The sequence below is a fragment of the Ruegeria marina genome (assembly GCF_900101475.1).
Taxonomy (GTDB): Bacteria; Pseudomonadota; Alphaproteobacteria; order Rhodobacterales; family Rhodobacteraceae; genus Ruegeria_B; species Ruegeria_B marina.
This window is the reverse complement of record NZ_FMZV01000016.1, coordinates 1-25,738: the sequence shown is the minus strand read 5'-3', so window position 1 is coordinate 25,738 and position 25,738 is coordinate 1. Positions and strand designations below refer to the sequence as shown.

General features: G+C 64.7%; 28 protein-coding genes and 1 tRNA gene. 12 read left to right on the top strand and 17 right to left on the bottom strand.

Going from position 1 to position 25,738, the window contains the following annotated elements; genetic code table 11:
- Positions 1-28: 28 nt before the first annotated feature.
- Complete coding sequence (locus tag BLT75_RS18595; protein WP_176828131.1) at positions 29-949, bottom strand: alpha/beta hydrolase; 921 nt, start codon at positions 947-949, stop codon at positions 29-31.
- 92 nt (positions 950-1,041) lie between these two features.
- Between BLT75_RS18595 and BLT75_RS18590 the strand changes: the two genes are divergently transcribed.
- Positions 1,042-1,482 carry a winged helix-turn-helix transcriptional regulator gene (locus tag BLT75_RS18590; RefSeq protein ID WP_093035402.1) on the top strand — a complete coding sequence of 147 codons (441 nt, stop codon included), beginning with the start codon at positions 1,042-1,044 and terminating at the stop codon, positions 1,480-1,482.
- On the opposite strand, the gene BLT75_RS18585 is transcribed toward BLT75_RS18590, so the two are convergent.
- Positions 1,479-2,339 (bottom strand): crotonase/enoyl-CoA hydratase family protein, encoded by an 861-nt coding sequence (locus BLT75_RS18585; protein ID WP_093035400.1) that lies wholly within the window; start codon positions 2,337-2,339, stop codon positions 1,479-1,481. The genes BLT75_RS18590 and BLT75_RS18585 overlap by 4 nt on opposite strands.
- A 137-nt stretch (positions 2,340-2,476) precedes the next feature.
- On the opposite strand from BLT75_RS18585, the gene BLT75_RS18580 reads away from it, so the two are divergent.
- Positions 2,477-3,571, top strand: coding sequence for a CaiB/BaiF CoA transferase family protein (locus BLT75_RS18580; protein ID WP_093035715.1), 1,095 nt, complete (start codon positions 2,477-2,479; stop codon positions 3,569-3,571).
- 64 nt (positions 3,572-3,635) lie between these two features.
- On the opposite strand, the gene hemE is transcribed toward BLT75_RS18580, so the two are convergent.
- A complete protein-coding gene (hemE, locus tag BLT75_RS18575; protein ID WP_093035712.1) occupies positions 3,636-4,670 on the bottom strand; it encodes a uroporphyrinogen decarboxylase in 1,035 nt (344 codons plus the stop codon).
- A 106-nt stretch (positions 4,671-4,776) separates the two neighbouring features.
- On the opposite strand from hemE, the gene hemC reads away from it, so the two are divergent.
- From hemC to BLT75_RS18550, 5 genes are all read left to right on the top strand, one after another.
- Positions 4,777-5,736 (top strand): hydroxymethylbilane synthase, encoded by a 960-nt coding sequence (gene hemC, locus BLT75_RS18570; protein WP_093035397.1) that lies wholly within the window; start codon positions 4,777-4,779, stop codon positions 5,734-5,736.
- 292 nt (positions 5,737-6,028) lie between these two features.
- Entirely contained in the window at positions 6,029-6,418 is a 390-nt protein-coding gene (locus BLT75_RS24150) for a hypothetical protein (RefSeq protein WP_143028601.1), read from the top strand.
- A gap of 121 nt (positions 6,419-6,539) precedes the next feature.
- Entirely contained in the window at positions 6,540-6,692 is a 153-nt protein-coding gene (locus BLT75_RS24455; RefSeq protein ID WP_176828128.1) for a hypothetical protein, read from the top strand.
- A 62-nt stretch (positions 6,693-6,754) separates the two neighbouring features.
- A complete protein-coding gene (locus BLT75_RS18555; protein ID WP_093035388.1) occupies positions 6,755-7,699 on the top strand; it encodes a fatty acid desaturase family protein in 945 nt (314 codons plus the stop codon).
- Positions 7,700-7,789: 90 nt separating this feature from the next.
- The gene (locus BLT75_RS18550; RefSeq protein WP_093035385.1) at positions 7,790-8,209 is read left to right on the top strand and encodes a hypothetical protein; all 420 of its coding nucleotides are present in this window, start codon (positions 7,790-7,792) and stop codon (positions 8,207-8,209) included.
- A 107-nt stretch (positions 8,210-8,316) separates the two neighbouring features.
- On the opposite strand, the gene hemF is transcribed toward BLT75_RS18550, so the two are convergent.
- Genes hemF through clpS form a run of 4 tightly spaced genes read right to left on the bottom strand, consistent with a single transcriptional unit; the run spans position 8,317 to position 11,396 of the window.
- Positions 8,317-9,201: an oxygen-dependent coproporphyrinogen oxidase gene (hemF, locus tag BLT75_RS18545; RefSeq protein WP_093035709.1), complete on the bottom strand. Its 885-nt coding sequence runs from the start codon at positions 9,199-9,201 to the stop codon at positions 8,317-8,319.
- A gap of 10 nt (positions 9,202-9,211) precedes the next feature.
- Complete coding sequence (locus BLT75_RS18540) at positions 9,212-10,012, bottom strand: SDR family NAD(P)-dependent oxidoreductase (RefSeq protein WP_093035382.1); 801 nt, start codon at positions 10,010-10,012, stop codon at positions 9,212-9,214.
- A gap of 37 nt (positions 10,013-10,049) precedes the next feature.
- On the bottom strand, positions 10,050-11,015 hold the full coding sequence (locus tag BLT75_RS18535) for a class I SAM-dependent methyltransferase (RefSeq protein WP_093035379.1): 966 nt from the start codon (positions 11,013-11,015) through the stop codon (positions 10,050-10,052).
- A 39-nt stretch (positions 11,016-11,054) separates the two neighbouring features.
- On the bottom strand, positions 11,055-11,396 hold the full coding sequence (clpS, locus tag BLT75_RS18530) for an ATP-dependent Clp protease adapter ClpS (RefSeq protein ID WP_093035376.1): 342 nt from the start codon (positions 11,394-11,396) through the stop codon (positions 11,055-11,057).
- A gap of 90 nt (positions 11,397-11,486) precedes the next feature.
- Here clpS and BLT75_RS18525 point away from each other — a divergent pair, with 90 nt between their 5' ends.
- Together BLT75_RS18525 and BLT75_RS18520 are read left to right on the top strand one after the other, a co-directional pair.
- Positions 11,487-12,188: an HAD family hydrolase gene (locus BLT75_RS18525; protein WP_093035706.1), complete on the top strand. Its 702-nt coding sequence runs from the start codon at positions 11,487-11,489 to the stop codon at positions 12,186-12,188.
- 300 nt (positions 12,189-12,488) lie between these two features.
- Positions 12,489-13,934 carry a D-alanyl-D-alanine carboxypeptidase family protein gene (locus tag BLT75_RS18520; RefSeq protein ID WP_176828126.1) on the top strand — a complete coding sequence of 482 codons (1,446 nt, stop codon included), beginning with the start codon at positions 12,489-12,491 and terminating at the stop codon, positions 13,932-13,934.
- Between the two features lie 96 nt (positions 13,935-14,030).
- Here the strand turns inward: BLT75_RS18520 and BLT75_RS18515 are convergent, their stop codons facing one another.
- The 8 genes from BLT75_RS18515 to BLT75_RS18480 form a co-directional block, all read right to left on the bottom strand.
- Entirely contained in the window at positions 14,031-14,792 is a 762-nt protein-coding gene (locus BLT75_RS18515) for a LamB/YcsF family protein (protein ID WP_093035373.1), read from the bottom strand.
- A 10-nt stretch (positions 14,793-14,802) separates the two neighbouring features.
- Complete coding sequence (locus tag BLT75_RS18510; protein ID WP_093035370.1) at positions 14,803-15,801, bottom strand: 5-oxoprolinase subunit C family protein; 999 nt, start codon at positions 15,799-15,801, stop codon at positions 14,803-14,805.
- Complete coding sequence (locus BLT75_RS18505) at positions 15,798-16,547, bottom strand: 5-oxoprolinase subunit B family protein (protein ID WP_093035367.1); 750 nt, start codon at positions 16,545-16,547, stop codon at positions 15,798-15,800. The genes BLT75_RS18510 and BLT75_RS18505 overlap by 4 nt, the downstream gene beginning before the upstream one ends.
- Positions 16,534-17,454 (bottom strand): hypothetical protein, encoded by a 921-nt coding sequence (locus BLT75_RS18500; protein WP_093035364.1) that lies wholly within the window; start codon positions 17,452-17,454, stop codon positions 16,534-16,536. The genes BLT75_RS18505 and BLT75_RS18500 overlap by 14 nt, the downstream gene beginning before the upstream one ends.
- 27 nt (positions 17,455-17,481) lie before the next feature.
- Complete coding sequence (locus tag BLT75_RS18495; RefSeq protein WP_093035360.1) at positions 17,482-18,792, bottom strand: TRAP transporter large permease; 1,311 nt, start codon at positions 18,790-18,792, stop codon at positions 17,482-17,484.
- Positions 18,793-18,796: 4 nt separating this feature from the next.
- The gene (locus BLT75_RS18490; protein WP_093035357.1) at positions 18,797-19,318 is read right to left on the bottom strand and encodes a TRAP transporter small permease; all 522 of its coding nucleotides are present in this window, start codon (positions 19,316-19,318) and stop codon (positions 18,797-18,799) included.
- Positions 19,319-19,383: 65 nt separating this feature from the next.
- Positions 19,384-20,361 carry a TRAP transporter substrate-binding protein gene (locus tag BLT75_RS18485; RefSeq protein WP_093035354.1) on the bottom strand — a complete coding sequence of 326 codons (978 nt, stop codon included), beginning with the start codon at positions 20,359-20,361 and terminating at the stop codon, positions 19,384-19,386.
- A gap of 37 nt (positions 20,362-20,398) precedes the next feature.
- Positions 20,399-21,664: an NAD(P)/FAD-dependent oxidoreductase gene (locus BLT75_RS18480; RefSeq protein ID WP_093035351.1), complete on the bottom strand. Its 1,266-nt coding sequence runs from the start codon at positions 21,662-21,664 to the stop codon at positions 20,399-20,401.
- Positions 21,665-21,784: 120 nt separating this feature from the next.
- Between BLT75_RS18480 and BLT75_RS18475 the strand changes: the two genes are divergently transcribed.
- Positions 21,785-22,300 (top strand): winged helix DNA-binding protein, encoded by a 516-nt coding sequence (locus BLT75_RS18475; RefSeq protein WP_093035349.1) that lies wholly within the window; start codon positions 21,785-21,787, stop codon positions 22,298-22,300.
- An 11-nt stretch (positions 22,301-22,311) separates the two neighbouring features.
- Here the strand turns inward: BLT75_RS18475 and BLT75_RS18470 are convergent, their stop codons facing one another.
- On the bottom strand, positions 22,312-23,439 hold the full coding sequence (locus BLT75_RS18470; protein ID WP_093035347.1) for an enolase C-terminal domain-like protein: 1,128 nt from the start codon (positions 23,437-23,439) through the stop codon (positions 22,312-22,314).
- A 102-nt stretch (positions 23,440-23,541) separates the two neighbouring features.
- Here BLT75_RS18470 and BLT75_RS18465 point away from each other — a divergent pair, with 102 nt between their 5' ends.
- Positions 23,542-24,459 (top strand): LysR family transcriptional regulator, encoded by a 918-nt coding sequence (locus tag BLT75_RS18465; RefSeq protein WP_093035344.1) that lies wholly within the window; start codon positions 23,542-23,544, stop codon positions 24,457-24,459.
- Between the two features lie 75 nt (positions 24,460-24,534).
- Positions 24,535-24,624, top strand: a tRNA-Ser gene (locus BLT75_RS18460).
- A gap of 801 nt (positions 24,625-25,425) precedes the next feature.
- Here the strand turns inward: BLT75_RS18460 and BLT75_RS18455 are convergent.
- On the bottom strand, positions 25,426-25,738 hold a 313-nt coding region (locus BLT75_RS18455), incomplete at its 5' end, for a transposase (protein ID WP_143028600.1).

The following is a 25,738-nucleotide window of genomic DNA, read 5'->3' as shown; positions in this document are numbered from 1 at the left end:
CATGACAAGCTTTTCGGCTTGCCCAAGGTTAGGCCGCCACATCTTGCGCGCAGCCTGTGTCCTGCCCCGTCGGCCGCCCGGACAGAAAGCGGACCGTCCGGTCCAGCGCCTCAGGGTCGCGCAGGATCCGGGCATGTCCCAAGCCCTCGGTCGCGATCAGGCGGGCGCCGGGCCAGTAGCGCGCCAGGGTGGCACCGTCTCGGAAAGGCACGATGCCATCGCCGTGATCATGAAACACCAGCAGGGGGTTCGTCAGGCGCCGCGCGATGTCGCGCCCGCGCAGCGCCTCCATCGGAACCCCCAACCGCGTTTCCAGACGATGTTGCGTTCTGCCCGCGACCCGCGTCGAGAAACCCAGGAACCCCGCAAGCCGGAACAACTGGTCCGCCATGTCCTCGGGCGGCGCGAAATAGACGAGGCGGCTGATCTCGGCACCTTGGCCCAGGGCCACTGTCGCCGCCGCGGCGCCGACGGAATGCGCCACGGCTCCGGCCAGGGGGCCGAGATGGCCCGCGACCTGCATGATGACCTGCGCATATTCGGGCAACGAGAACCGACTGCCTGGCGCCGCGCCGTGTCCGGGCGCGTCAAAGGCGACAACGCTGAACCCGGCCGCAACCAGGGGCGCCGCCAGGATCGCCATCTGGCTGCCGCGCCCGCTCATGCCGTGGATCAAAAGCACCGTCGGCCCGCTCCCCCAGCGATAGAGTGGAATGCGCATGTTCCCCGCCAGTTCCAAATGATAGGTCCGCGCGCCGGCCATCCAATCCCGTTCGCGCACAGGAACCGAATACCGGCGCGGTGTTGTGAACAGGCGCTCCAGAAACCACGACGAGAGCCCCGGAGCCCCGCGTGACGCGAGGCCGGCGGCCACCCTTGTCAATCGTATCGCCAACGGGTCGGGACGGGCGGGCCGGTCAAGCGGGCCGGACGAATCTGCAATAGACATTCCTGATTCCCTTATGAGTTCTAAAACAGAACTTACTATGCCTGAGTAAGTTCCCATTTGGAACCCGCAAGTTTCATGCTAAGACTGGGGGCATGAAATGGAGCGATCTTGATCACGATTCCTGCCCGGTCGCCCGCGCCATGTCGGTCGTGGGTGACCGTTGGACGCTGCTCATTCTGCGCGAGGCGTTTCTGGGCACCCGCCGTTTCGACGGGTTCCAGGACCGCCTCGGCATAACCCGCCACCTTCTGGCGGAACGGCTCAAGAAACTTGAGACGCTAGGCCTGATGCACCGCGTTCCCTATCAGGAGCGGCCCCTCAGGCATGAATACCGGCTGACCTCGGCGGGACGCGCCTTTGGGCCGGTGATGCTGATGCTGGTCGATTGGGCCACCGGCAACCTGCCCAGCGATCTGCCGCCGCCGATCCGCGTTGTCTCGCATGCGAACGGGCGCGAGGTTGACCCGGTTGTGGTCGACCGCACCACCGGCGCACCCCTCACCTACGAGACGATGCGGCTCCGACGAACCTAGCGGTTGCGCTTTGGGATTTCCTCGTTCGCGGTCCAGTCCCAGGTGCCCTGATCGCGCTCGTCCACCGCCTGTTTCCAGCCCATCGCCTCGGCCCGTTCCTTGAAATGGATGCCTTCGGGGCTGTGCCGGGTGATGCCGTCGAAGATTGTCGCCAGCCGCTGCGTCTGCATCAACCCGGTCTGCTCGATGGCCTGGTTGATCACCAGTTTCTGCATCGCCAACTGGTTGATCGGCACCGTCGCCATGCGCGCGGCCAACTCTTCGACCCGGTCGTCCAGATACTCCGCCGGCACCGCCTCCAGCACCAGCCCCATTTCCGCCGCCTGACGCCCAGTGATCTTGTCGCCGGTGAACAGCATTCGCTTGGCCCGTTCGGCCCCCAGCCGATAGACCCACATCGCCGTGGTGGGACAGCCCCAGACCCGCGTCGGCATGTACCCGATCTGCGCCTCCTCGGCCATGATCGTCATATCGGCACACAGCGCGATATCCGACCCACCCGCCACCGCAAACCCGTGTACCTTGCACACCACCGGCTTCATCGCACGCCAGAGCGACATGAAATGCTGGGTATTGGCCCACATGAACCGGTAATCCTTGATCGGGTCCCAGGGCATCGGCTGGGTCACGTCGCCCGCCCCGTTGCCCTCGGCGTAATAGGTCAGGTCATAACCGGCGCAAAACGCGCGCCCCGCCCCCGACAGCACCATCACATGCACGCCCGGGTCCGCGTCGGCCCGCGCCACGGCAGCGGCCAGCGCGCCGGGCAGTTCGTCATTGATGGCGTTCATCACCTCGGGCCGGTTCAGCGTGATCCGGGCAATGCGCCCGTCCTTTTCATATGCGACAACGGACATGTCTTCCTCCCTGATTGCATCCCAGCAGAGCACGCGAAAGCGCGCGGACAAAACGCAACGCCACGTCACGCGGCGCCACCGCGCTTGCATTCGGCGCGCCGGGCCGGAAACCTGCGGCAGAAAAGAGGGAGAGCATCATGCTGAACGGCATCCGCATCGTCGAGATCGAGGGGCTGGGTCCCGGACCCTTTGCCGCCATGCTGCTGGCGGATCTGGGCGCCGACGTGATCACCGTGCACCGCAAGGGCGGCGCGGTAACACCCGGCATGCCGGAACGCTCGCTTCTGGATCGCGGGAAACGCTCCATCGCGCTTGATCTCAAGGATGCGGCCGATATCGCCACCGCCCGCGCCCTGATCGCCACCGCCGACGCGCTGATCGAAGGGTTCCGCCCCGGCGTGATGGAGAAACTCGGCCTCGGCCCCGAGGACTGTCATGCGCTCAATCCCGCGCTGGTCTATGGCCGGATGACCGGCTGGGGCCAGGACGGACCGCTCGCCCATGCCGCCGGGCATGACCTCAACTATATCTCGCTCTCGGGCGCGCTCTGGTACGGCTCGGCCCCCGGCGACGCGCCGCAGACGCCCGCCACGCTGGTGGGCGATATCGGCGGCGGAGCCATGTACCTCGTAACCGGCCTGCTCGCGGGCCTGCTGAACGCCCGCGCCACCGGACAGGGCACCGTGGTCGATGCCGCGATCTATGATGGCTCGGCCCATATGATGAACCTGCTGATGAGCCTCGGCCAGACCGGCAGTCTGTCCGAGACCCGCGGCCAGAGCCTGCTCGACGGTCCGCATTGGAGCCGCACCTATACCTGTGCCGATGGCGGCCATATCACCGTGCAATGTCTGGAGCCCAAGTTCTACGCGCTCTTCCTCGATCGGCTCGGCCTCACCGGCGACCCCGAGTTCCAGCAGCAGTTCACCCCGAAACTCTGGCCCGCGCTCACCGCCCGCCTCGCCGCGCTCTTCGCGACCCAGCCGCGCGCCCATTGGGCCGACCTATTTCTCGGCACCGATGCCTGCGTCGCCCCGGTGCTCAGCCCGCAAGAGGCGCAGCATCACCCGATGAACGCCGCCCGTCACACCTGGGCCGAGATCGACGGCACGCTTCAGGCCGCCCCCGCCCCGCGCTTCGCAGGTCGCGATTGGCTACCCAAGCGCAGCCCCGCGCGCGGCGAACACACGGCCGAAATCCTGGCCGAACTGGCAGAGGCCAACAAAGCCTGACCCGCTTCTTTCTGGTCTGAAATACTCCGGGGAGCGCGAGGGGCAGCGCCCCTCGCTCCCGCACTTACCCCTTACGCACCGTGTCGATCATCAGTTGCACGTTCTCGGGGTCGGCATCCGGCGTGATGCCATGACCCAGGTTGAAGATATGCGGCCCCTTGGAGAACGCCTCGACAATGCGCCGGGTCTCGTCCACCAGCGCCTGCCCACCGGTCACCATATGGGACGAGGCCAGGTTGCCCTGCACGCAGCCATCCACCTGCACATGCGCCGCCGCCCAATCCGGCGTCACCGAATTGTCGAGAGCCACACAATCGACGCCGGTGGCCTTGGCGAACCCGACATAGCCCTCACCCGCCTCGCGCGGAAAGCCGATCACCGGGATACCGGGATGCCGGGCCTTCAGCGCCTGGGTGATCTCGCGGCAGGGTTCCAGCGCGTATCTGGTGAACGCCTCGCCCTTCAGCGACCCGGCCCAGCTGTCAAAGATCTTGACCACTTCGGCCCCCGCCTCGATCTGCGCGCTCAGGTATTCGATGGTGGCCGCCGTCAGCCGCGCGATCAGCGCGTCGAACAGTGCCGGGTTGCCTTCGCGCAGCGCATGCGCCGGGCCCTGGTCCGGGGTACCGCGCCCGGCGATCATGTAGGTCGCCACGGTCCAGGGCGCCCCGGCAAAGCCAATGAGCGCCGTCTCGGCAGGCAATTCGCGGGTCAGGATGCGCACCGTCTCATAGACCGGCGCCAGCGTCTCGTGGATCGCTTCCACCGGCTTCAGCCGGTCGAAATCCGCCTGCGCCCCGATGGTCGACAGGCGCGGCCCCTCGCCGGTCTCGAACCACAGGTCGGCCCCCAGCGCCTGCGGCACCAGCAGGATATCGGCAAACAGGATCGCCGCGTCGAACCCGTAGCGCCGGATCGGCTGCAACGTCACTTCGGCGGCCAGTTCCGGGTTATAGCACAGCGACAGGAAATCGCCTGCCTGCGCGCGGGTGGCGCGGTACTCCGGCAGGTAGCGTCCGGCCTGCCGCATCATCCAGATCGGCGGGGTGTCCAGCACCTCGCCCGCCAGTGTCCGCAGCAGTTTCTTCGTCTCGGCCATATCCGCCCTCATCCTTCACTTTGCGCCACGGGTCGGCGTTCGGCGGCAATTTGTCAAGCGCAGCCCCCATTGTCAGGGCAATGTGACGCGACTAAAGCTGGCGTCCATGAAAATCTCGCTTCCCTCTCCCGCATCGCCGCTGAAGATCGGCACCCGTGGCTCGCCGCTGGCGCTGGCGCAGGCCTTCGAAACCCGCCGCCGCCTCGGCGCCGCCTTCGACCTGCCCGAAGATGCGTTCGATATCGTTGTGATCACCACCACCGGTGACAATCGCGCGATGATCGAAGCCGACCGGCCCTTGAAGGAGATCGGCAACAAGGGCCTCTTCACCAAGGAGATCGAAGAGGCGATGCTGCGCGGCGACATCGACATCGCGGTGCATTCGACCAAGGACATGCCGGTGGAACAGCCCGCAGGCCTGGTGCTCGACACCTTCCTGCCGCGCGAGGATGTGCGCGACGCCTTCATCTCGCCCGGCCATTCGGCAATCCGCGACCTGCCGCAGGGCGCCGTTGTCGGCACCTCGTCGCTGCGCCGCCGGGCGCAGCTCTTGAATCGCCGCCCCGATCTCAAGGTTGTCGAGTTCCGGGGCAATGTGCAGACCCGCCTGCGCAAACTGTCCGAGGGCGTGGCCGAATGCACCTTCCTGGCCATGGCAGGCATCCGGCGGCTCAACATGGCCGACGTGCCCGCCACCGCGATCTCGCCCGATGACATGCTGCCCGCCATCGCGCAGGGCGCCATCGGGATCGAGCGGCGCGCAGATGACAACCGCGCCGCTGACATGCTGGCCGCCATCCACCATGCTGAGACCGGTCAGCGGCTGGCCGCCGAACGGGCGCTGCTGGCCGCGCTCGACGGGTCCTGCGAAACCCCCATCGCCGGCTTGGCCGAGCTGGACGGCACCACCCTGCGCCTGCGCGGCGAGGTGCTGCGCCCCGACGGGTCCGAGGCGATCGCGCTGGACCGCACCTGCGACGTGGCCGACGGCCCGGCGCTGGGCACCGAGATGGCGCGCGACCTGCTGGCACAGGCGGGACCGGGCTTCTTCGACTGGCGCGGCTGAGCCTTTCCGCTTTGCCGCAACGGCAAGGGCCGGCATACTGGAAGGGCAGCCTGACCCGTCCGGAAACCCCGCATGGACCGCCGCCTGACCACTATCGTTGCCGCCGATGTCACCGGCTATTCGAGGCTGGTGGCGGGTGACAAGGAAGGCACCGTCGCCCGGCTGCGGCGGATCTTCGCCGAGGTGATCCTGCCCTTCAACAACATGGCCCCGGACCCCGGATCAGGAATTCCTGGTCGATGGTATCGTCGAGGAGGCGACCATCGAGCTCAGCCGCTTTCGCGCCCTGACCGTGATCGCCCGCAACTCGGCCTTTGCCTACAAGGGCAGCCACAAGGACGTGCGCCAGATCGCTGCCGAACCAGGCGTGCTCCAAGTGGTCGAAGGCCCGGTCCGGCGCGGCGATGACCGGCTCGAACTCAGCCATGTCGCGCTTGGCGTCCTTCTGGCCTTGGCGGTGCGGGAACAGGATGCAGCCGACGCGCTGGACAAGGCCGAGGCGCTGAACCCCCACAACGCGGTTCTGCACTTCGGCCGCTGCCATGCCTGCCTGTTTCAGCAACAGCCCGATTGCGACTGGCTGGAACGAGCCGCGCGGACCGCGCTCTGCCTGAAATCCAAGGACCCGATAGCCTGTGGCTCTGGTTCCAGCTTGGCAATTCCTTCACGTTCCGCGACATGAGCGTCGCCCCCCCGAGGCGCTGGCCGCCTGCGAGACCGCCTGCCGTTTTGCAAATGCCGATTACTTCGTATCGATCGCGACAGCCGGGGGTCACGGGAAACCGGGGAACTGGGACAAGGCCGTGCAGGACCTGGCACAGACGCTGGACAGGTATCCGGCCCTGACGGCGGCAATCTGGCGACAGGCGTTCCGGTTTCCCTTTTGGGCGCATTGGGTCGAGGCGGACGAATCCTGGTTGCAGGTCCTGATCGAATTGGGCCTGACCGCGGAATGACGCAGCGCTTCGTTTGACAGACCCACCCCCGACCTGAGACCATAGGTCCGGGAGGACCACACATGACACCGGGCAAGGCCTATCTCAGCACCGAGGAAATTCGCCCGCTGGCGGAACGCTCCGACGCCATGGGCGCATGGCTGGTCCTGCATTGCTGGGGCACCATCGCGCTGGCGGTGGCATTGTTCGGCCTCTGGCCCAACCCGCTGACCTTTGCACTGGCGGTTGTCGTGATCGGCTCGCGCCAACTGGGTCTTGCCATACTGATGCACGAGGCGGCGCATAACGCGCTGTTCCGCAACCGGCGGCTCAACGATCTGGTCGGCGAATGGCTCTGTGGTCGCCCGATCCTGGCGGAACTGGCGGCCTATCGCCATTACCACCTGACCCACCACCGCTTTACCCAGACCGACAAGGACCCCGATCTGGTCCTGTCGTCGAAATTCCCCACCTCTCATGCCTCGATGAAGCGTAAATTCGCCCGTGACCTGACCGGGCGCACCGGGATCAAGCAACTGACGGGCCAGATCCTGATGTCGTTCCGTCTTGCCGGGGATGACGAGGCGATCAAGGCCGCCGCCTCGGACTTCGCGCAAAGCTTCAAGGCACCGCAGCTGTGGAAATCGTTACCGGTGTTTCTCGGCGTGGCCCTGCTGATCAGCCTTGTCGGCGACTGGTGGTGGGGGCTGGCGTTCTGGGTGCTGCCCTATCTCACCTGGTTCCAGTTCGTCCTGCGCATCCGCAATATCGCCGAACACGGCGCCACCGAACAGTCCGAGGACCCGTTCCGGAACGTGCGCACCACCCATGCCGGGCCGCTCGCCCGCCTGCTGGTCGCGCCGTACTGGGTGAATTACCACCTCGAACATCACATGATCATGCATGTGCCCTGCTACAACTTACCCCGGATGCACAGGCTGCTGCTGGACAAGGGGTTGGGGGTCCGGATGAAAACCGCCCCCAGCTACGGCGCCGCCCTGCGCGAGGCCGGCTGGCGCAGCGCCTGACCTTTCGCCTGCCGCAGGATTTTTCTGGCTCATGGCCGGAATCCGTTTATCCTTGCCACAGGTAATGCATTGTCGCACAGGAGATTTCCCATGACACGGCGCAAGACGGTACTGGCGCTGCTGGGCGCGGGCCTTCTGGCCCCCGGCATGGCGCTCGGGTTTCAGGCGTTCAACCGGTTCGAGGTCTACCCGGTCAGCCAGGGCGTGATCGAGGTGGTCAACCGCTACGGCTCGGCACCCAAGGATTTCTGGTGTGGCGCGGGCGACTACGCCATCCGCGTCCTGCGCACCAGCGCCACCCAGAGAATTTACCTTGTCCGTCCGGTCGGCCCATCGGTGACGGTCCAGGGCCGAAAGGGCGTGCATTTCGCGCTGCAACCGCCGCCGGGCGCCGATACCACGCCGGGCTTTTCGGTCAGCGTCAAGAAAGTCGGCGACAACATGACCGCCTCGATGGCGCAGAACTACTGCTACGACCGGCTCGAAGACGATTTCTGGCTCCGGCCCTGATCCGGACCCCTTCGCAAGACGCGGCCCGCCCCTTCATCTTTTTCGAAATACTCCGGGGTAGTCACGGCAGGTGACGAGGAGAGCCCCCTTTGTACGGCTTGCCCGGATCACACCCACTTAGCCATCGGCGGCAAGCTCATCAGCACCGCGTTCGCGTCGTGCCCGGTTTCCAGGCCGAACCTGGTGCCCCGGTCGTAGACCAAGTTGTACTCGGCATAAAGCCCACGATGGACCAGTTGCACGTCCTTTTCAGCCTCGGTGAACGGCTGCACCCGGCGCCGTTCGACCAGCGGCAGATAGGCCGGAAGGAAGGCCCGCCCGATATCCTGCGTCAGGGCGAAATCCGCCTGCCAGTCGCCACTGCAGAGGTCATCCATGAAGATGCCGCCGACGCCGCGCGCCCGTTTGCGATGCGGGATATAGAAATACTCGTCCGCCCAGGCCTTCAGCCGGGGATACAACGCCTCCCCGTGCGGGTCGAGATGCGCCTTCTGCGTGGCGTGGAAGTGCGCGGTGTCCGCGTCATACTCGATACAGGGGTTCAGGTCGGACCCGCCGCCGAACCACCAGGCATGCGGGGTCCAGAACATCCGCGTGTTCATGTGCACCGCCGGCACATGCGGGTTTTGCATATGCGCCACCAGGCTGATGCCAGAGGCCCAGAACCGCGGGTCTTCCTTCATTCCCGGAATGCCCTTGCGCGCGGCCATCGCCGCCTGCGCCCGCTCGCCCAGCGTGCCGTAGACGGTCGAGATGTTCACACCGACCTTCTCGAACACCCGGCCGCCGCGCATCACGCTCATCAGCCCGCCGCCGGCATCCGACCCATCGTCGGATTGGCGCGTGGTCTGCGTCACCTCGAACCGGCCCGGATGCATGTCCGAGAACGGTCCTTCGGCATGACTGTCCTCCAGCCCTTCAAAAGCGGCGACGATCTGGTCGCGCAAGTCACGGAACCAGGCGGATGCTGTGGATTTCTCGGTCTCGAACATCTGATCTTTCTCAATGGGCGGGGGCGGCCACGGGGTCCAGCAGGGTGCGGCCGCCATCCACGGTCAGGATCTGCCCGGTCATGAAGCCCGACGCATCCGAGGCCAGGTATTGCGCGGTTTCAACCAGCTCGTTGGCGGCAGCGACCCGGCCCAGCGGCGTATGCCGCTCGATATCCTGGCGGAACTCGCGGTTGTCCTTCAGTGTCGCCTGCAAGGAAGCACTCAGCACCGAACCAATGGCGATGGCGTTCACCCGGATCCGGTGCGGCGCCAGCGCCACCGCCAGCGAGCGGGTCATCTGGTCGAGCGCCGCGGTCGATACCGAATAGGCCATCAGGTCGGGATGGGTGCGCCGGGCCGCCACTGAGGAAATGTTGATGATAGCGCCCGCAGGGCCTTCGCCATTCTCGCCGGCCCGCCTGATCATCCGCTTTGCCACCGCCTGGCTCAGGCGGTAGGCCGGGAACAGGTTCTGGTTCAGCAGGGTGCGGATGGTGTCATCGTCAGGGTCGAGCGGATCGGTGGTGACAACCTGCCGTGCACCATTGACCAGGATGTCGATCTGCTCGAAGGCGTCGATCGTCGCTGACAAAAGGTTGGCGATGGTCAGGCGCTCGCGCAGATCGCCGGCGAAATACCGGATCTTGCCCTCTTCGCCCAGGTCACCCAGTTCCTCAACCAGCCCTTTTTCATCAATATCGGCGAACATGACATTCGCCCCGGCCGAGGCAAACTGGCGGGCGATGGCGAGGCCGATACCGTTGGCGGCCCCGGTCACGATGGCGGTCTTGCCGGCTATGGAAAAGGACATGCACTTCCTCCTGACTCGGGGCGCAACTTAACCGGGATCACCGGCGGGGGCGAGAGGCATGGAGCACCTTGAACCGGTTGTCGCCGGCCACCTCCGCCACCTGCGTGAAATACCGTGACAGCGCCGCCTCGTAAGGCAGGTGCCGGTTGGCCACCATCCACAACTGACCCGAGGCGACCAGCACCCGCGCCGCGGCCGCGATAAATCCTTGGCCCAGTTCCGGCTCGGCGGCGCGGCCGGTGTGAAACGGCGGGTTCATCACCACCGTGTCGATATTCTCGGGCGCTTTCCACGTCAGCGCGTCGGCCCAGTGAAACTGCGCGCGCGAGTCGTCCACATTCGCCCGGGCGCAGTCCAGCGCCGCATGATCGGCCTCGACCAGATGCACGGTCCTGACCCCCTCGCGCGCCAGCAGCCCGGCCGAGAGATACCCCCATCCGGCCCCCAGATCGGCAATCACCTTGCCGGGCTTCTTCGGCAGCGCGGCCAGCAGCAGGGCCGAGGCCGGGTCGATCCCGTCGGCGGAAAACACGCCGGGCGCGGTGCGGAACCCGCCCACGTCCTGCGCCTCGGGCGCGGCCCAGTCGGAAAAATCGGCCTCGTCGGCCCGGAACCAGAAGATCTTGCCATGCGCCTTGGACAGCGGCCCCTCGACCGTCACCCGCTTGCGGATGTCCTTGAGCAGGCTGTCGATGCCATCGGTCTTGGCCCCGTCCACCACCACCAGACCCGAGGCCCGGCGGCAGGCGTCGGCCACCATCGCGCGCGCCTGCGCCTTGGCACGCGGAAGGAACACGATAGCGTCCGCACAGGGCGCGTCCGACCGCGCCACCGTGTCAAAGCCCTGGCCCGCGAAATGGTCGTGATGGGGTCGGAACGGCTGCACCACCTGCGTGCCATCGGGCAGGGCCGACAGGTCTTGCGCAGGGGTCGGCCCCAGAACCGACAGGGGCGGGCTCAGGACAAGACCCGAGGCAAGGGCCAACTCGAGACGAGAGGACATGGTTGATTTCCGTTCCCGAGGGGCAGGCGGCCTTGGCCGTCAGTCCTCTTTCTCCATGGTGCATTGCAACGGGTGCTGGTGGCGGCGGGCGAAATCCATCACCTGCCCCACCTTGGTCTCGGCAATCTCGTGACTGAACACGCCGACCACCGCAACGCCTTTCTTGTGCACGGTCAGCATGATCTCGAACGCCTGTGCGTGGTTCATGCCAAAGAACCGCTCCAGCACATGCACGACGAATTCCATCGGCGTGTAATCGTCGTTCAGCAGCAGCACCTTGTAGAGCGGCGGGCGCTTGGTCTTAGGGCGCGTTTCCAGCAGGACCGAGGCATCGTTGTCCTGATCGTGCTTGTCCGACATCATGTGCGGTAGTGCGGTCATAGGGGTCGCATATCCGATTCCGGCTTCGGTTGGGTCGCAAGCTTATATAATCTTAGCGCAGAAATGGAAAAGAGAAAGAAAACGCGACAGATGAACCGAAATCTGACGACGGTCGGTTTCGACGCCGACGACACGCTCTGGCACAACGAACGGTTCTTCCAGATGACCCAGGCGCATTTCGCCGGTCTGCTGGCCGATTTCGCCGAGTCCGACCATCTGATGGATCGGCTTCTTGCCGCCGAGCGTCGCAACATCCGCCACTATGGCTATGGGGTAAAGGGCTTTACCCTGTCGATGATCGAAACCGCCATCGAGGTGACCGAGGACCGGGTGCCCGCCGCCGTGATCCGGCAACTGATCGCCGCCGGGCAAGAGATGCTGGCGCATCCGATCGAGTTGTTGCCGCACGCACGCGCCGCGGTCGAGGCGGTGGCCGAAACCCACCGCGTGCTGCTGATCACCAAGGGCGACCTGATCGACCAGGAACGCAAGCTGGCGCAATCGGGCCTGGGTGACCTGTTCCACGGGGTCGAGATCGTCTCGGAAAAGACCGCCCGCACCTATCGCACCGTCTTTGACCGCCATGGCGAGGGGGCGGAACGCGCGATGATGGTGGGCAATTCCATGCGCTCGGACGTGCTGGCGCCGATCGAGGCCGGCAGTTGGGGCGTGCATGTGCCGCACGGGCTGGAATGGGAGATCGAAAAGGCTGATCCACCCGGAGACAAACGCCGCTTTCACAGCCTGCCCGATCTTGGCGCCCTGGCTGAACTGGTCACGGCCATTGGCTGACCGCCTGGTCGCGAAACTGCACCGCGCATGAACCGAGTCACGAGACAGGACCGTTAGACTCCTGTCGGCCGGGCTACATTCTTGGGAAAATCGCCTGTATCGCGGCTACCGTCGAACCGACCGCTAGATCTGGGTCATACCCCTTCAGGAAAATCTGCCAAAGGGCAAAGCTGGCGGGTTTATTTTGCGAATATGCTGTGTTAGCCTGTTCCAAAGAGAAAAATGCGCCAGCCGGAAACCGGCGGCCCGAGGCAGACAGAGGCAATGATCGTGCAGGTTCGGCAAAAAATGCCGGCCCTTATGGGCTTACTCCTTTTCCTTGCGGTAGTCGTGATGCTGTCGCTGGCTTCGTTTGCACGCGCCGCGCCCTATGCGGCCATGGTGATGGACGCCCGAACGGGAGAGGTGCTGCACTCCCAGAACGCAAACACCCAGCTGCACCCGGCGTCGCTGACGAAGATGATGACGCTCTACATCGCGTTCGAGGCGGTGCGGAACGGCGAACTGACCATGGACACCGAGATCCGGATCCCCCAGCAGGCCGCCAACGAGCCGCCGTCGAAGCTGGGACTCCGGGCTGGGCAGAAGATCGCCTTCCGCTACCTGGTGCGGGCGGCGGCGATCAAGTCCGCCAATGACGCCGCCACCGCCATCGGCATCGCGATATCGGGGTCTGAGGCCGCCTTTGCCCGCCGCATGACCCGGACCGCAGCGGCGATGGGCATGACACGCACCACGTTCAAGAACGCCCACGGCCTGACCGAGGCAGGCCACCTCAGCACCGCCCAGGACATGACCATTCTCGGGCGGCATCTGCTGTACGACTATCCGCAATATTACAACCTGTTCTCGCGGCGCGAGACCAGCGCCGGCATCAAGACGGTAGCCAATACCAACCGCCGCCTGCTGGACGCCTACGAAGGCGCGGACGGGATCAAGACCGGCTATACCCAGGCGGCGGGTTTCAACCTCGTGGCCTCGGCCAAGCGTGGCGACAAGCGGGTGATCGCCACCGTGTTCGGCGGCAAGTCAAGCACGGCGCGCAACGCCAAGGTGGCCGAATTGCTCGATCTCGGGTTCCGCAAGGCCCCCGCACGCGCCCCGATCCGTGCACCCGGCATTCCGCTCTATGCCGGGAACGACAACCTTCCAGCCGCCGAGACCGGTTCGAAAACCGTGCGTGTCGCCGGCGCGCCCGGCAGCAGCCTGCGGCCGATGGCCCGCCCCGGCGGCCAGATCGCGACCGTGGTCGCCCAGGCCGTCGCGGAAACCGCGCGCCAGGACGAAAACCGCATCCAGGCCGGGATCAGCGCAGCGATGGCCGAGGCAAAGGGTGTCACCGCCGAGACAACCGCAGCAGAAATCGAACGGCGTTCCGCAGCCGCGCCCGATGTCCGCCCGACAATGCGACCCGAGAACCTGGTCATGGCATCTGCCACAACGGACTTGGCCGAGATCGAAACCGCCGAGGCCGAACGCGAGGTCGTCACCCGCCTGTCCACCTCCGGCGGCCACCTTTGGGGCATCAACATTGGACGTTATTCCAGCCGTTATGATGCGGAAAAGGTGCTGTTGCGTACCGCTCTGGCCGAGATCAACACGCTCGACGGAACCCTGCGCAAGGTCAACCAATCCTCCAAGGGGTTCGAGGCCACCTTTCAGGGCATGACCCGGGATCAGGCCGATCTGGCCTGCCGCCGCCTCACCGCAAGGAATGTACCCTGTTTCATGATCGGACCTTCGTAGACCAAAGACCGATTACCTCGTGAATTGGCCGTGGACCCAAGCCACGGCCTTTTCATTTGGTGGAACTCGGGCTTTTTCGGTATTTCCCGAAATTCCTTATCTTTCGAAAACCTTTACCTCGACCCCGCCCTCTTCGAGACAGCTGCGGACAGAGCGGGCGATCTGGACGGCGGTCGGCCCGTCGCCGTGCAGGCAGATCGTGTCGATCGAGGTTTCCAGGTGCCTGCCGCTTTCGGTGATGATGGCGCCGGCGCTTACCATCTCGAGAATGCGCGGCCCGGCCACCTCTGGATCATGGATCACCGCGCCGGGCAGTGACCGGTCGACCAGCGTTCCATCGTCGTTATAGGCGCGGTCGGCAAAGATCTCGCCGACCCATTTGCAGCCCAGTTCGCGCGCAGCTTGTTCCTGTTTGGTGACCGCCAGCACCATGATGATGATGTCCGGGTCCACGTCCAGCGCGCCCTGGTAACAGGCGCGCGCCATGTCCTGATCGACCGAGCACATGTTGGCAAGCGCCCCGTGCAATTTCAGATGCCGAACTTCGGCCCCCACCGCGCGGGCCATGCCCAGCGCCGCGCCCAGTTGGTAGCGCACCATGTTGCGCAGAGAGGCATGCGGCACCTTCATGTTGCGCCGACCGAAACCTTGCAGGTCGGGAAACCCGGGATGCGCACCGATGCCCACCCCGTTTTCCGCCGCAAGCGCCATGGTTTTCGCCATCACATCCGGGTCGCCGGCGTGAAAGCCACAGGCGATATTGGCCGAGGTGATGATCTTCAGCAGACTGTCGTCATCACCCATTTTCCAGGGGCCAAAGCTTTCGCCCATGTCGGCGTTCAGGTCCACTCGGGTCATGGTATGCTCCTCAGTCGTTGGCGGACACGACGCCGCCGATCAGTTGGTAGGACAGAAGGTCTGGAATGTCATCCGGGTCCCGCACCAGCGGCTCGACGCGGGTGGGCAACCGGCCGAGATCCTTGAGCCAGGCGGCGTGCAGGGCGACCGCCTCGTCGAGCGGCACGAAATGAAAGCGCACCGCACCGCCCGGCGGTGTCTGCGCCGCGCGCGGCAAGTCGCAGGGCAGCACGGTCGCGATGCGGGGATAGCCGCCGGTGGTCTGGCATTCGGGCAGCAGGATGAACGGGTTGCCGGTGCCGGTCATCTGGATGTCGCCGGGAGAGATCACCTCGGACAGGATGTTGAGCTGACCCTTGGCGGCAAAGCCCGGCCCGTCGCTGTCGAGCTGCATGCCCATCCGATTGGCGCGCGGGCCACGGCGGAACCCGGTCGCCTCGAACCGGGCCAGGGTTTCAGCATCGAAAAGCGCAGTCTGGAAACTGGCTACCACCCGCAAGGTGCCGCCGCCGAACCGGTCGTCAGCGGCGATCTTCATGCCCGCCTCGCCCTTGTCCGGGCCGGCCTCCAGCGCATCGCCCACCGCCACAGCGCGGCCGACGCGGGCCGCCAGATGGGTCGAGCGCGAGCCGAGGAAGGGCTCGGTCGCGATACCGCCGCCCAGGTGGAGGTAGCCATAGCCGCCGCGCAGCACCGCGCCGATGCTCAGCCGCTGCCCCTTGGCCAGCGCGTGCGAGGCGTTCCAGGCGACCGGGCTGCCATCGATGCTGGCCTGCATCGGCGCGCCGGTCAGCGCGATGCGCAGGGGGGCGGTGGCCTCGAACTCACCGCCCATGCCGGCCATTTCCAACGCGGCGAGGTCGGGTGTCTGGCGGAGCAGCGCGGCCCCTTCGTAGAGCGCGCGCAGGTCGGCCGCGCCCGAGCGGGACAGGCCCTGGTCCAGGTACCCTTCGCGCCCCTGGTCCTGGATCGTGCAGGCCGGGCCGATGCGGCGGACGATCAGGCTCATGCCGCGATCTCCTCGACCGTGGCGCCGCCGGTGCCGTCCTCGTCATGGGCGCGGATATGGTCCAGCTCGGCGCGTTCGATGGGTTCGAATATCATCTCGTCGCCGGGATTGAGCGCGAATGTCGGCTCCATCCCCGGACGGAAGCAGCGGAACGCGGTCTGGCCGATATGGCGCCAGCCGGTGGGCGTGGGCCCGGCAAAGACGATGAGCTGGCGAATGGCGCAGACCAGCGCGCCCTCGGGCACCATCGGGGTCAGCTGTTGCAGGCGGGGTATGTCGAACTCGGGCGCAAGCGGGCCAAGATAGGGCTGGCCGGGCGCAAAGCCGATGGTTAGCACCCGCACGCGGGACTGGCTCAGGCGGCGCACCGCCTCGTCCGGGTCCAGACCGGCGGCGGCGGCGGCATCTTCGAGTTGCGGGGCGAGATCGGTGCCGTAGACCGTGGGCACCCGCCACAACCTGCGGCCCGACGGCAGCGGCGCGGCATACCAGTCACGCTCGGCCAGCAGGGCGGCAAGGCGTTCCCGCAGCTCTGCATGGCTCAGGCGCAGCGGATCGAAGCGCAGATAGGCCGACGCAAGCGAAGTCGAGCTTTCCACCACGCCCTCCCACCCGGCCTCATGCAGCGCGCCGCGAAAGGCCAGCGCTGCGCGGTTCGACGGCTCGGTCATGGTGTCGGCAAAAGTGACGAGCATGCCATCGAGGCCGACGGTGCGGATCAGGGGAAAGGGATCAGAGCAGGTCATAGCGCCTTCGCATCAGGGTCGGGGTCAGGTACATGGGAAACTGGTAGCATCCCAGGAAGATCAGGAGCGGGTCGGTCGCCTCGGGTGGCAGGGCCACGAGAAACAGCGCGAAGTTGCGGTTGCCCGCCACGATCGAGGTCGGCACCGGGTCGGGCCGTCCGGTGGCGCGCAGCACAGTGTAACACAGGAGCTGCGAGCCGAAATTGATCCCGAAGGCCGCGGCCAGCCAGAAGGCCAGTTCGGCCGGACGCTCGGCCAGCGCGGGCCGGATCGCCGACATCAGCGCCACGACGACCACGGCGAGCGCAATGACCGTCAGCCCGTCGACAGCCCGGCGGTTGAGATCCGAGAGATGACGCGCGCCCCAGTGACGCAGGACAAAACCCAAGCCCGCAGCGGCCATTATCACCCCCAGCAACCGCAGCGCGGCGCCCAGAACAGCGGCCAGGTCGCCGAACTCGGGCAGCAGCCAGAACACCGGGATCGACGTCAGCGGCAACAGCGCGGTGCCAAGGATCAGAAGCCGCAGCGCCGGGGCCGGGTCATGACCCAGCAGGATGGTGAAATTCGCCGAGCCGGTGACCGACGGGGCCGCCAGCACCAGCGCGGCGGCCAGTGCCAGCGGCGTCATCGGCAGGCCGAAGAGCTTGAGCAGCAGCAGGAATCCCAGCGGCAGCGCCAGTTGCAGGACCAGCACCGCGCGGGCGGTGCGGGTCAGATCGTTGAGCTTGCCCGCCGCATCGACCGGGCCGATGCGAAAGGCGGTGAGGAACAGCAGGAAGGCCACCAGTTCCGGAATCCACGGCCGCATAGCGGCCGCCACCCCCGGCAGGGCAAGCCCGGCAACCAGACCCGCGATGAGGCCGAGCTTGCCATGCCGGGCGATGAAGGCCAGCGCCTGTTGCATCCTGCCGTTCCCCTTGGGCCACTATCGTCAGCTGGGTCGGGACCTGATGTTCTCGGGTAGCCATGTGGCCAGGTCCGGGAAGGCGATGAGCACGAAGACCATCAACACCATGATCAGGAACATCGGGATCGCGGCGCGGGCGATGAACCCCATCTGATGCTCGGTCATGCCTTGCAGCACGAACAGGTTGAACCCGATCGGCGGCGTGATCTGCGCCATCTCGACCACCACCACGATGAAAATGCCGAACCAGATCAGGTCGATCCCCGCCTCGCGGATCATCGGCTCGACCACCGCCATGGTCAGCACCACCGAGGAGATACCGTCGAGGAAACAGCCCAGGATGATGTAGAACACCAAGAGCACCATGAGGAGTTCGAACCGGGTGAGTTCGAAACTGGCGATCAGGTCGGCCAGGCCGCGTGGCAGGCCGGTGAACCCCATGCTGAGCGAGAGGAAGGCCGCGCCCGCGAGGATCAGCGCGATCATCGCCGACGTGCGCACCGCGCCCATCAGGCTTTCGGTAAAGGTCCCCCAGTTGAGCGACCCCTGCCCCGCCGCCAGCACCAGCGCGCCAATCACGCCGAAGGCCGCCGCTTCTGTCGCAGTGGCAAAGCCCAGGTACATGGAGCCGATCACGACGATGATCAGCAGCATGACCGGGATCAGGAAGCGCGAGTTCTGCACCTTTTCCCAGAAACTCATCCGCGGTTCGGGCGAAGGGTTCCAGCTCGACGACACCCTGGAGTAGATCGCCACATAGGTCATGAACATCAGTGCCAGCACCAGCCCGGGCAGGATGCCCGCGAAGAACAGCTTGGTGATGGATTCATTGATGGTGACGCCGTAGACAATCAGCGTCAGCGACGGCGGGATCATCAGCCCCAGCGTGGCCGCGCCCGCCAGCGTGCCGATCACCATGCGCTCGGGGTATTGCCGCTTGCGCAACTCGGGGATCGACATCTTGCCCACGGTGGTCAACGTCGCCGCCGAGGAGCCCGAGACCGCGGCAAAGACCGTGCAACCCACGATGTTGGTATGTACCAGCCCGCCCGGCAAACGCGCCATCCAGGGCGACAGGCCGCGGAACATGTCCTCGGATAATCGCGTTCGATAGAGTATCTCGCCCATCCAGATGAAGAGCGGCAGGGCAGTCAGCGTCCAGCTGGAGGCCGAGCGCCAGATCACCGTGATCATCGCGTCGCCCGTTGGGCGCGAGGTGAAGAGTTCCATCCCCACATAGGCGACGCCCAGCAGCGCGAGGCCAACCCAGACGCCGGACCCCAGAAGCAGGAACAGGACGAAGAGAAACAGTGCAATCGGGATCAGTTGTTCCATGTCCCTACTCCGCGTGGCTCTGGTCCACGAGATCTTCGCGGATCCCGTGGTTTCCGGTGAAGATCAGACGGATCAGGTGATCCCAGAAGCAGATCGCCAGCAGCACCGCGCCGATCGCCATGATGGACTGCGGAATCCATAGCGGGGTTGCGTCCTGGCCCTGGCTCACGTCCTTGAAGCGGTGGCTTTCCACCGTCACCTTGATGGCGTAGCGCGCCAGGAAGGTAGAGGCGGCAGTCCCGACGGCGAAGCACCACAGCTCACCCCAGTACCGCCAGCGGCCCATCTTGCTCAGCAACAGCGACACGCGGATATGGGCGCCATGGTTGAGCGCATAGGCAAAGGCAAAGAACGACGCGCCCGCCATGCAATAGCCGGCATAGTCAGCCGCGCCCGGAAAGGTGGACCCGGTCCAGCGTGCCAGCATCTGTAGCACGATGATCGCCAGGATCGTGATTGTGAAGAAAGCGGCGACGACACCCCCGGCTGTGTAGAGCGCGTCAAGCCCGCGGCGCAAAGAACCCATGCCCCTGCCCCCTTGTGGTTTCAGCAGATCGGAGGCCGCGGGATGCGGCCTCCGCCCGTTGGAGGTTAATTTTTCGCCTTGTACGCGTCGACGACAGCACGGCCTTCATCGCCCGCGCTTTCCAGCCACTCGGCGGTCATGGTCTCGCCGATCGCCTTCAGTTCGGCGACGAGGTTGGCACCAGCCGGACCCACGGTCATGCCGCCAGCTTTCAGACCGTCCAGCGTGAACTGGGTATAGTCCTTGGACCGTTGCAGACCGTTGGCCTTGGCGGTGGCGGCACAATCCCGCATCGCCGACTGGGTTTCGACACTCAGCCCATCCCAGGCATCCTTGTTGGCAAACACGATGTTGCGCGGCAACCAGGCATCCACTTCGTAGAAATGGGTCAGGTGTTCCCAGACCTTGCGGTCATAGCCGGTCGCACCCGACGAGATGAAGCTTTCGGCCACGCCGGTTGCCAGCGCCTGGCTGAGTTCGGCCGCTTCGACCTGCACCGGCAACATGCCGGTCAGTTCCGCCATGCGGGCGGTTGCGGTCGAATAGGAGCGGAACTTGATCCCCTTCATGTCGGCCACGCTTTCGACCGGCTTCTTGAAATAGAGGCCCTGCGGCGGCCAGGGCACCGAGTAGAGATAAACGAGGTTCTGCTGTGCCAGGATCTCGGCCACTTTTGGACCTGCGACTTCCCACAGCTGCTCGTGCGCGCCAAAGGAGGTAGCCAGGAACGGGATCGAATCGATACCGAAGATCGGGTTCTCGTTCTGGTGCGCCGAGATCAGGCGTTCGCCAATCGGCGCCTGGCCGGTCTGGATCGCGCGCTTGATGTCATTGCCGGCGAACAGCGAGCCGGACGGATGGGTCACGATCTCCATCGCGCCGCCGGTCTTGTCCTTGACGCAGGTGGCAAACTCAGCCGCGTTTTCGGAATGGAAGTTGGACGCCGCATAGGCCAGCGGCATGTCCCAGGTTTCGGCGCTCGCCGACAGGGCCGAGGCCGCAGTCAGGGCGGTTGCCGCCAGCAGGTGTTTCATTTTCAGCATTTCAGTCTCCCTGTTTTTGTTGGATCGGTTTGGTTTCTTATTGTTGCCCCGACTTCGCATAGCGTGCCGGGGAATAGGCGGTCAGGTCAACATTCGGTTGTCGACCCGAGATCAGTTGAGCCAGGATGCGGCCTGTTTTCGGCCCGCCGGTCAGCCCCACGTGATGGTGGCCAAAGCCGGTATAGGCGCCTTTGATATGCGGCAACTCGCCGATCACCGGAATCGAATCCGCAGGCGCGGGGCGATGCCCCATCCATTCGGTCACCTCATCGGCCTTGAGGCCTGGGAAAACAGCGGCGGCGCTGCGTTTGAGCAGGTCGATCGGCGCCTTGGACGGGCCGTTGTCAAGACCTCCGAACTCGACGACACCGGCCAGCCGCAAACGTCCCTCCATCGGAGTGGCGACAAATTTGCGCGCTGCCACCATGACCGGCGATTTCGGCATGAAATTCGGGTTCCAGAATTCGATATGATAACCGCGCTCGGATTCGAGCGGCACGTCGAGGCCCAGTTTCTTGGCCAGCGGCCCGGACCAGACGCCGGTGGCCACTACGGCGGCATCACAGGCGATGGTCTGCCCCCCGGCCCGCACGCCGGTGACGCGGCCATTCTCGCGCACGATATCCTCGACCGCCGCAGTGATCAGCTGCCCGCCCTGCGCCACCACATGGGCGGCAAGATCCTTGACGTACTGGCCCGGATCGGCGATGCGGCCATGATCCTTGAGCCGCACGGCAAACCGCAGATCGTCTGAGAACACCGGGTCATAGGCGCGGAACTCGGCTCCCTCCATCTCGTCCCAGACAAACCCGTTCTGCCGCCGCAGACCCCAGCCAAAGGCATCGTCATGGTAATGGGCACGGTCGTTGTAGATGAACAGGTAATCCGACGGCACCACCCATTTCTCGGCCCCCGTCCCCTGCGCCAGCGCAAGGTGGTCGGCCAGGCTGTCTCCGACGATTTGCGCCATCGCTGTCGCAGTGTGGGTGGCGGCGGCGGCATTGGCATGGCCAAGATACTTGATCAACCACGGCGCCAGGCGCGGCAGATACCCCCACCGCAGGAACAGGGGCTGGTTCGGGCTGAACAGCATGCCCGGCGCCTTGGCGATCAGGCCCGGCCCTGTCACCGGCACGATCGAGCAAGAGGCCAGCACGCCGCCGTTGCCAAAGGATGTGCCCTCGGCCGGGCCGGCGCGGTCGATCAGGATCACCCGGTGGCCGTCGCGTTGCAGCCAGATCGCGGTTGATACGCCGACAATGCCGGCGCCGATGATAGCGATGGTCTTTGCGGTCTCGTTCATTTCGCCTCCCGACCCTTACCCAAAGAGCGGCTGACCGATTCCATTCGTGGAAGCATGACACACAATGACAAATCGTCAACAAATTGTTGACATGTTTTTATCGTCAGGTAGTCTTGCCCCATGTCACACTCCAATCTTGGTCCGGTAGTCTCTTCGGCACATCTGGCGGCGGGCAGCTTTCCGGAAGTTTCCGAATTCGAATTCGGCCTGATCATCGCGGGCCACGCCTTTGGCCGCTGGACGGTGCGGGCGATGGCGGCGTCGGGTTATCCCGAACTGTCTTCGCTGGACGTGCTGGTGCTGCACACGGTGCGGCACCGCGACCGCCCCAAGAAGCTGGCCGACATCTGCCTGGTGCTGAATGTCGAGGACACCCATACCGTCAACTACGCGATCAAGAAGCTCAGCAAGCTGGGGCTGGTCACCGAAGGACGGCTGGGCAAGGAAAAGACAGTCGAGACCACGGACGAGGGCCGCGCGGCCTGCGACCGCTACCGCGAGATCCGCGAGGACCTGTTGCTGGCTGCGATGAAGGATGCGGGCATCGAGCCCGACCAGATGAGCCGTCTTTCGGCCATGCTGCGACTGATGTCGGGCCAGTACGACCAGGCCGCCCGCGCCGCCACGGCGTATTGAACGCGGCGCTGTCATCCCGGTTTCCTTACCGCGTAATGGTCGAGCCTGCCCAGATCAGGCCGCGCGCCCAGTCCGGGGCCATCGGGCACCACGACCTGCCCGTTTCGAACCTGGAACGGAGTCTCCAGGATATCCTCCTTCAGGTAATAGCTGGCCTGGTAAAACTCGCAGCCCAGCGTGATCTCGGGCGTCGCGGCGATCATGTGGGTGCCGGCCAGATGCGCAAGCCCCGCTTCGAACATGTCGCCGCCATAGGCCATCAGCCCGTTTGCCCCGGCGATGCGCGCCACCGTCTGTCCGCGTGACAGGCCGCCGGATTTCATGATCTTGACCGAAACGCCATCGCAAATGCCCTCGCGCGCCGCGCGCACCATATCCTCGGGGCCGAACACGCTTTCGTCGGCCAGCAGCGGCACGTCGATCAGGCCGCGCAGCCGCGCCATCATGTCGAAATGATGAAACCGCACCGGCTGCTCGATGAAGTCGGGGCGGAAACGGGCGACATCCAGCACCTGCGGGATCGCCTGTTCGATGCCCAGACCCTGATTGTAGTCCACGCGCACCCCGAATTCGGGAAAGTCGCGGGCGATCCGTTCCAGTCGCATGATGTCGAAAGCATGGTCCCTGAATCCGGTCTTGAGCTTGATCAACCCGACGCCATCGTCCCGCAGACGTTCCATCAGGGCGATATCCTGATCGAAATCCGGATTGGCGATGGAACAACTGAGCGGAATGGTGTCACGACACTTGCCGCCCAGCAGCGCCCATACCGGCAGAGCCGAGATCTGTCCGATCAGGTCGAGCAACGCGCTCTCAAGCGCCGCCTTGGCCTCGGTGCAATGGGCGACGGCCTGGGCCGCCTGCTCCATGATCAGGGCGCGGTCGCCGACCCGGCGCCCCAGAACCAGGGGCCGCAGGTACCGGTCGAGTGCGGCATGACTTGCCTCGGGCGTGCCGGTGAAGACGGACCAGGGGGACGCCTCGCCGAACCCTTCGGCGCCGCCTTCGGCGGTCAGGCGCAGGACGACAATCTCGCAGGCTCCTTCGACTCGTCCGATCCCATGATCCCGGGCGGAAACCACCGGCAAGGCAAGCTGCCACAGATCGAAACCAATGATTTTCTGGTCAAGCGCGCTCATGCGATCTCCCCGATGACCTATGGGAAGTGTGCGAGAGGTTTTTCATCATTTCCAATACTAATATTTGCATAAGGTATCATTTCAGGTGATGATTTGGGTAATATGACCTCGTATTTCCGCCACTATCAGGCCTTTCATGCCATCATCGAGACCGGCACCGTAACCGGCGCCGCCGAGTTGCTGGGCGTGTCGCAGCCGGCGATCTCGAACCTCCTGGCCCAACTGGAACGGCGCACACGGCTGAAGCTGTTCGAACGCAACCGTGGCCGGCTGCTGCCGACACCCGAGGCGATGGTGCTTTACGACGAGATCGATACCGTGATGCGCGGGCTGGTGCATGTGAACCAGGCGGTGGTCGACCTGCAAAACCAGAAGGCCGGGCAGTTGCAGGTGGCCACCAATCACGCGATGGCCTTCGGCTTCATGCCCGGTGAGATCGCGCGTTTCGCCGCCGGCAAGCCGAACCTGACGGTGGCCTTTCAGTCGCAATACTCCGCCAAGATCCAGGAATGGGTGATGGCGGGCCTGTTCGAGATCGGCATCTGCGAGCTTCCCCTGCGCCACGACGGGCTGGAAGCCAAGCCGTTTTCCTTCGAGATCCTCTGCGCCCTGCCCGAACACAGCCCGCTGGCGAGGCACGAGATGCTGACGCCCTCTCTGCTGGACGATCAGTCCTTCATCGTGATGGGCGCCGACCACATGGTCACCCGGCGCGTCCGCGAAGCCTTTCACAACGAGGGTGCGACCTTGCGCATCCGCTGCCAGACCGATCTGTTCCGAAATGCGCTGAACCTGGTGAAACAGGGGTTGGGGGTCACGCTGGTCGACCCGTTCACGGTCGCGACCGATCCGCAGCAGGGATATGTGCTGCGCCGTTTCGTTCCGCGCATCCTGCTGGATATCATCATCGTGACCGCACGTGGCCGCCCGATCTCGGCCATCGGGGCGCAATTTCTGGAGCAGGTCTCGGCCAGCATGTCGACGCTTGCGGTCCCGGGGGAAGAGTCGCCCGAAAGGTGAGATTTTTGCAGCGCGACCGGATTGTCACCAAATTCGCCCTTGTCCTCATCCCACGAAATCCATAAACGGGTCAGCGGAGCTGTGGCCGAGTGGTCGAAGGCGCTCCCCTGCTAAGGGAGTAGGCGGGAAACCGTCTCGTGGGTTCGAATCCCATCGGCTCCGCCACCATTTCTTTATATATTATTGAATTATAATGGAAATTCGGCGAAATAATTGAATGCATCCCCCACTAAATCCCCCACATTGACGCGGCTTACCTCGGATTTTCACGGAACTTGCCTGGATAGCGATCCCAAGAAACGCGCCTGTAAATGATCAGCCGTGATTGAAAGGCAATCAGGTTCGGTACGCCAGTTCCTTCCGAGCTTTCAGCCACTCTCGCGCCTCACGCTTTCTGCTACGGCCCGGTGTTGGCCCTCGATACACCGGTCGCTTGCGCGGGCCCTTTTCTCGTAAGTGACTCGAAATTCACTCAGGCAGCACACTTCTTGACGGACTTTTGTCGCAGTTCGAAGTGCGGAACCATGGTCGTTCACTCGTACGCGAGTCTAAATTCCGGGCGTGGTCTTACCCAGCTGTTCAAGCAGGGACGCCAGCCGCCTATCTATGAAGCGGTTGCCAGTGGGTGTGATTAATGGGGCTCCCCCTCCCGAGGCGGCGGTATTATCGACCAACACGTGGTGTCGAGTCGGGCTGGTCTATAGCTTCCCGTCGCGCTGAGCAGCGCATAGTTGCGCAGATAGGTGCAAGCAGATGATTGGATTCCCTACTACAACGGATACGCAGTACAACGAAGCATCCAAGCTAGCAGTGTCAGCACTCGCAATTTCTTGTTTTCGTGGCAGAGGGGTTGCGACAATTGCGACTTCCGCGACATGAGAGGCCCTCGTCGCGGAAATCGCAAGGGCTGAGTCCTGGTTTTCGCTTGCCTGCCTAGTCTCGATTAGGCTCCAGACTCGTTCTTTTTCATAGCCAGAACAAAACGGTTGCGGCGAGAGCGATGGCTGAGAAGAAGGTTTCCGGGCATCGGTCGTATCGGGTCGCGACGCGTCTCCAGTCTTTCAGGCGTCCAAACATGACCTCGATCCGGTTCCGGCGTTTGTATCGGCGCTTGTCGTACTTGACCGTCTTCTTGCGGGACTTTCGGCCCGGGATGCAGACCTTTATCCCCTTGTCTTTCAATGCTTCTCGGTACCAATCGGCATCATAACCGCGATCCGCGAGCAACCAGTCAGCTTTCGGCAAGCTGCCCAGCAGCGCCGCTGCCCCGGTATAATCG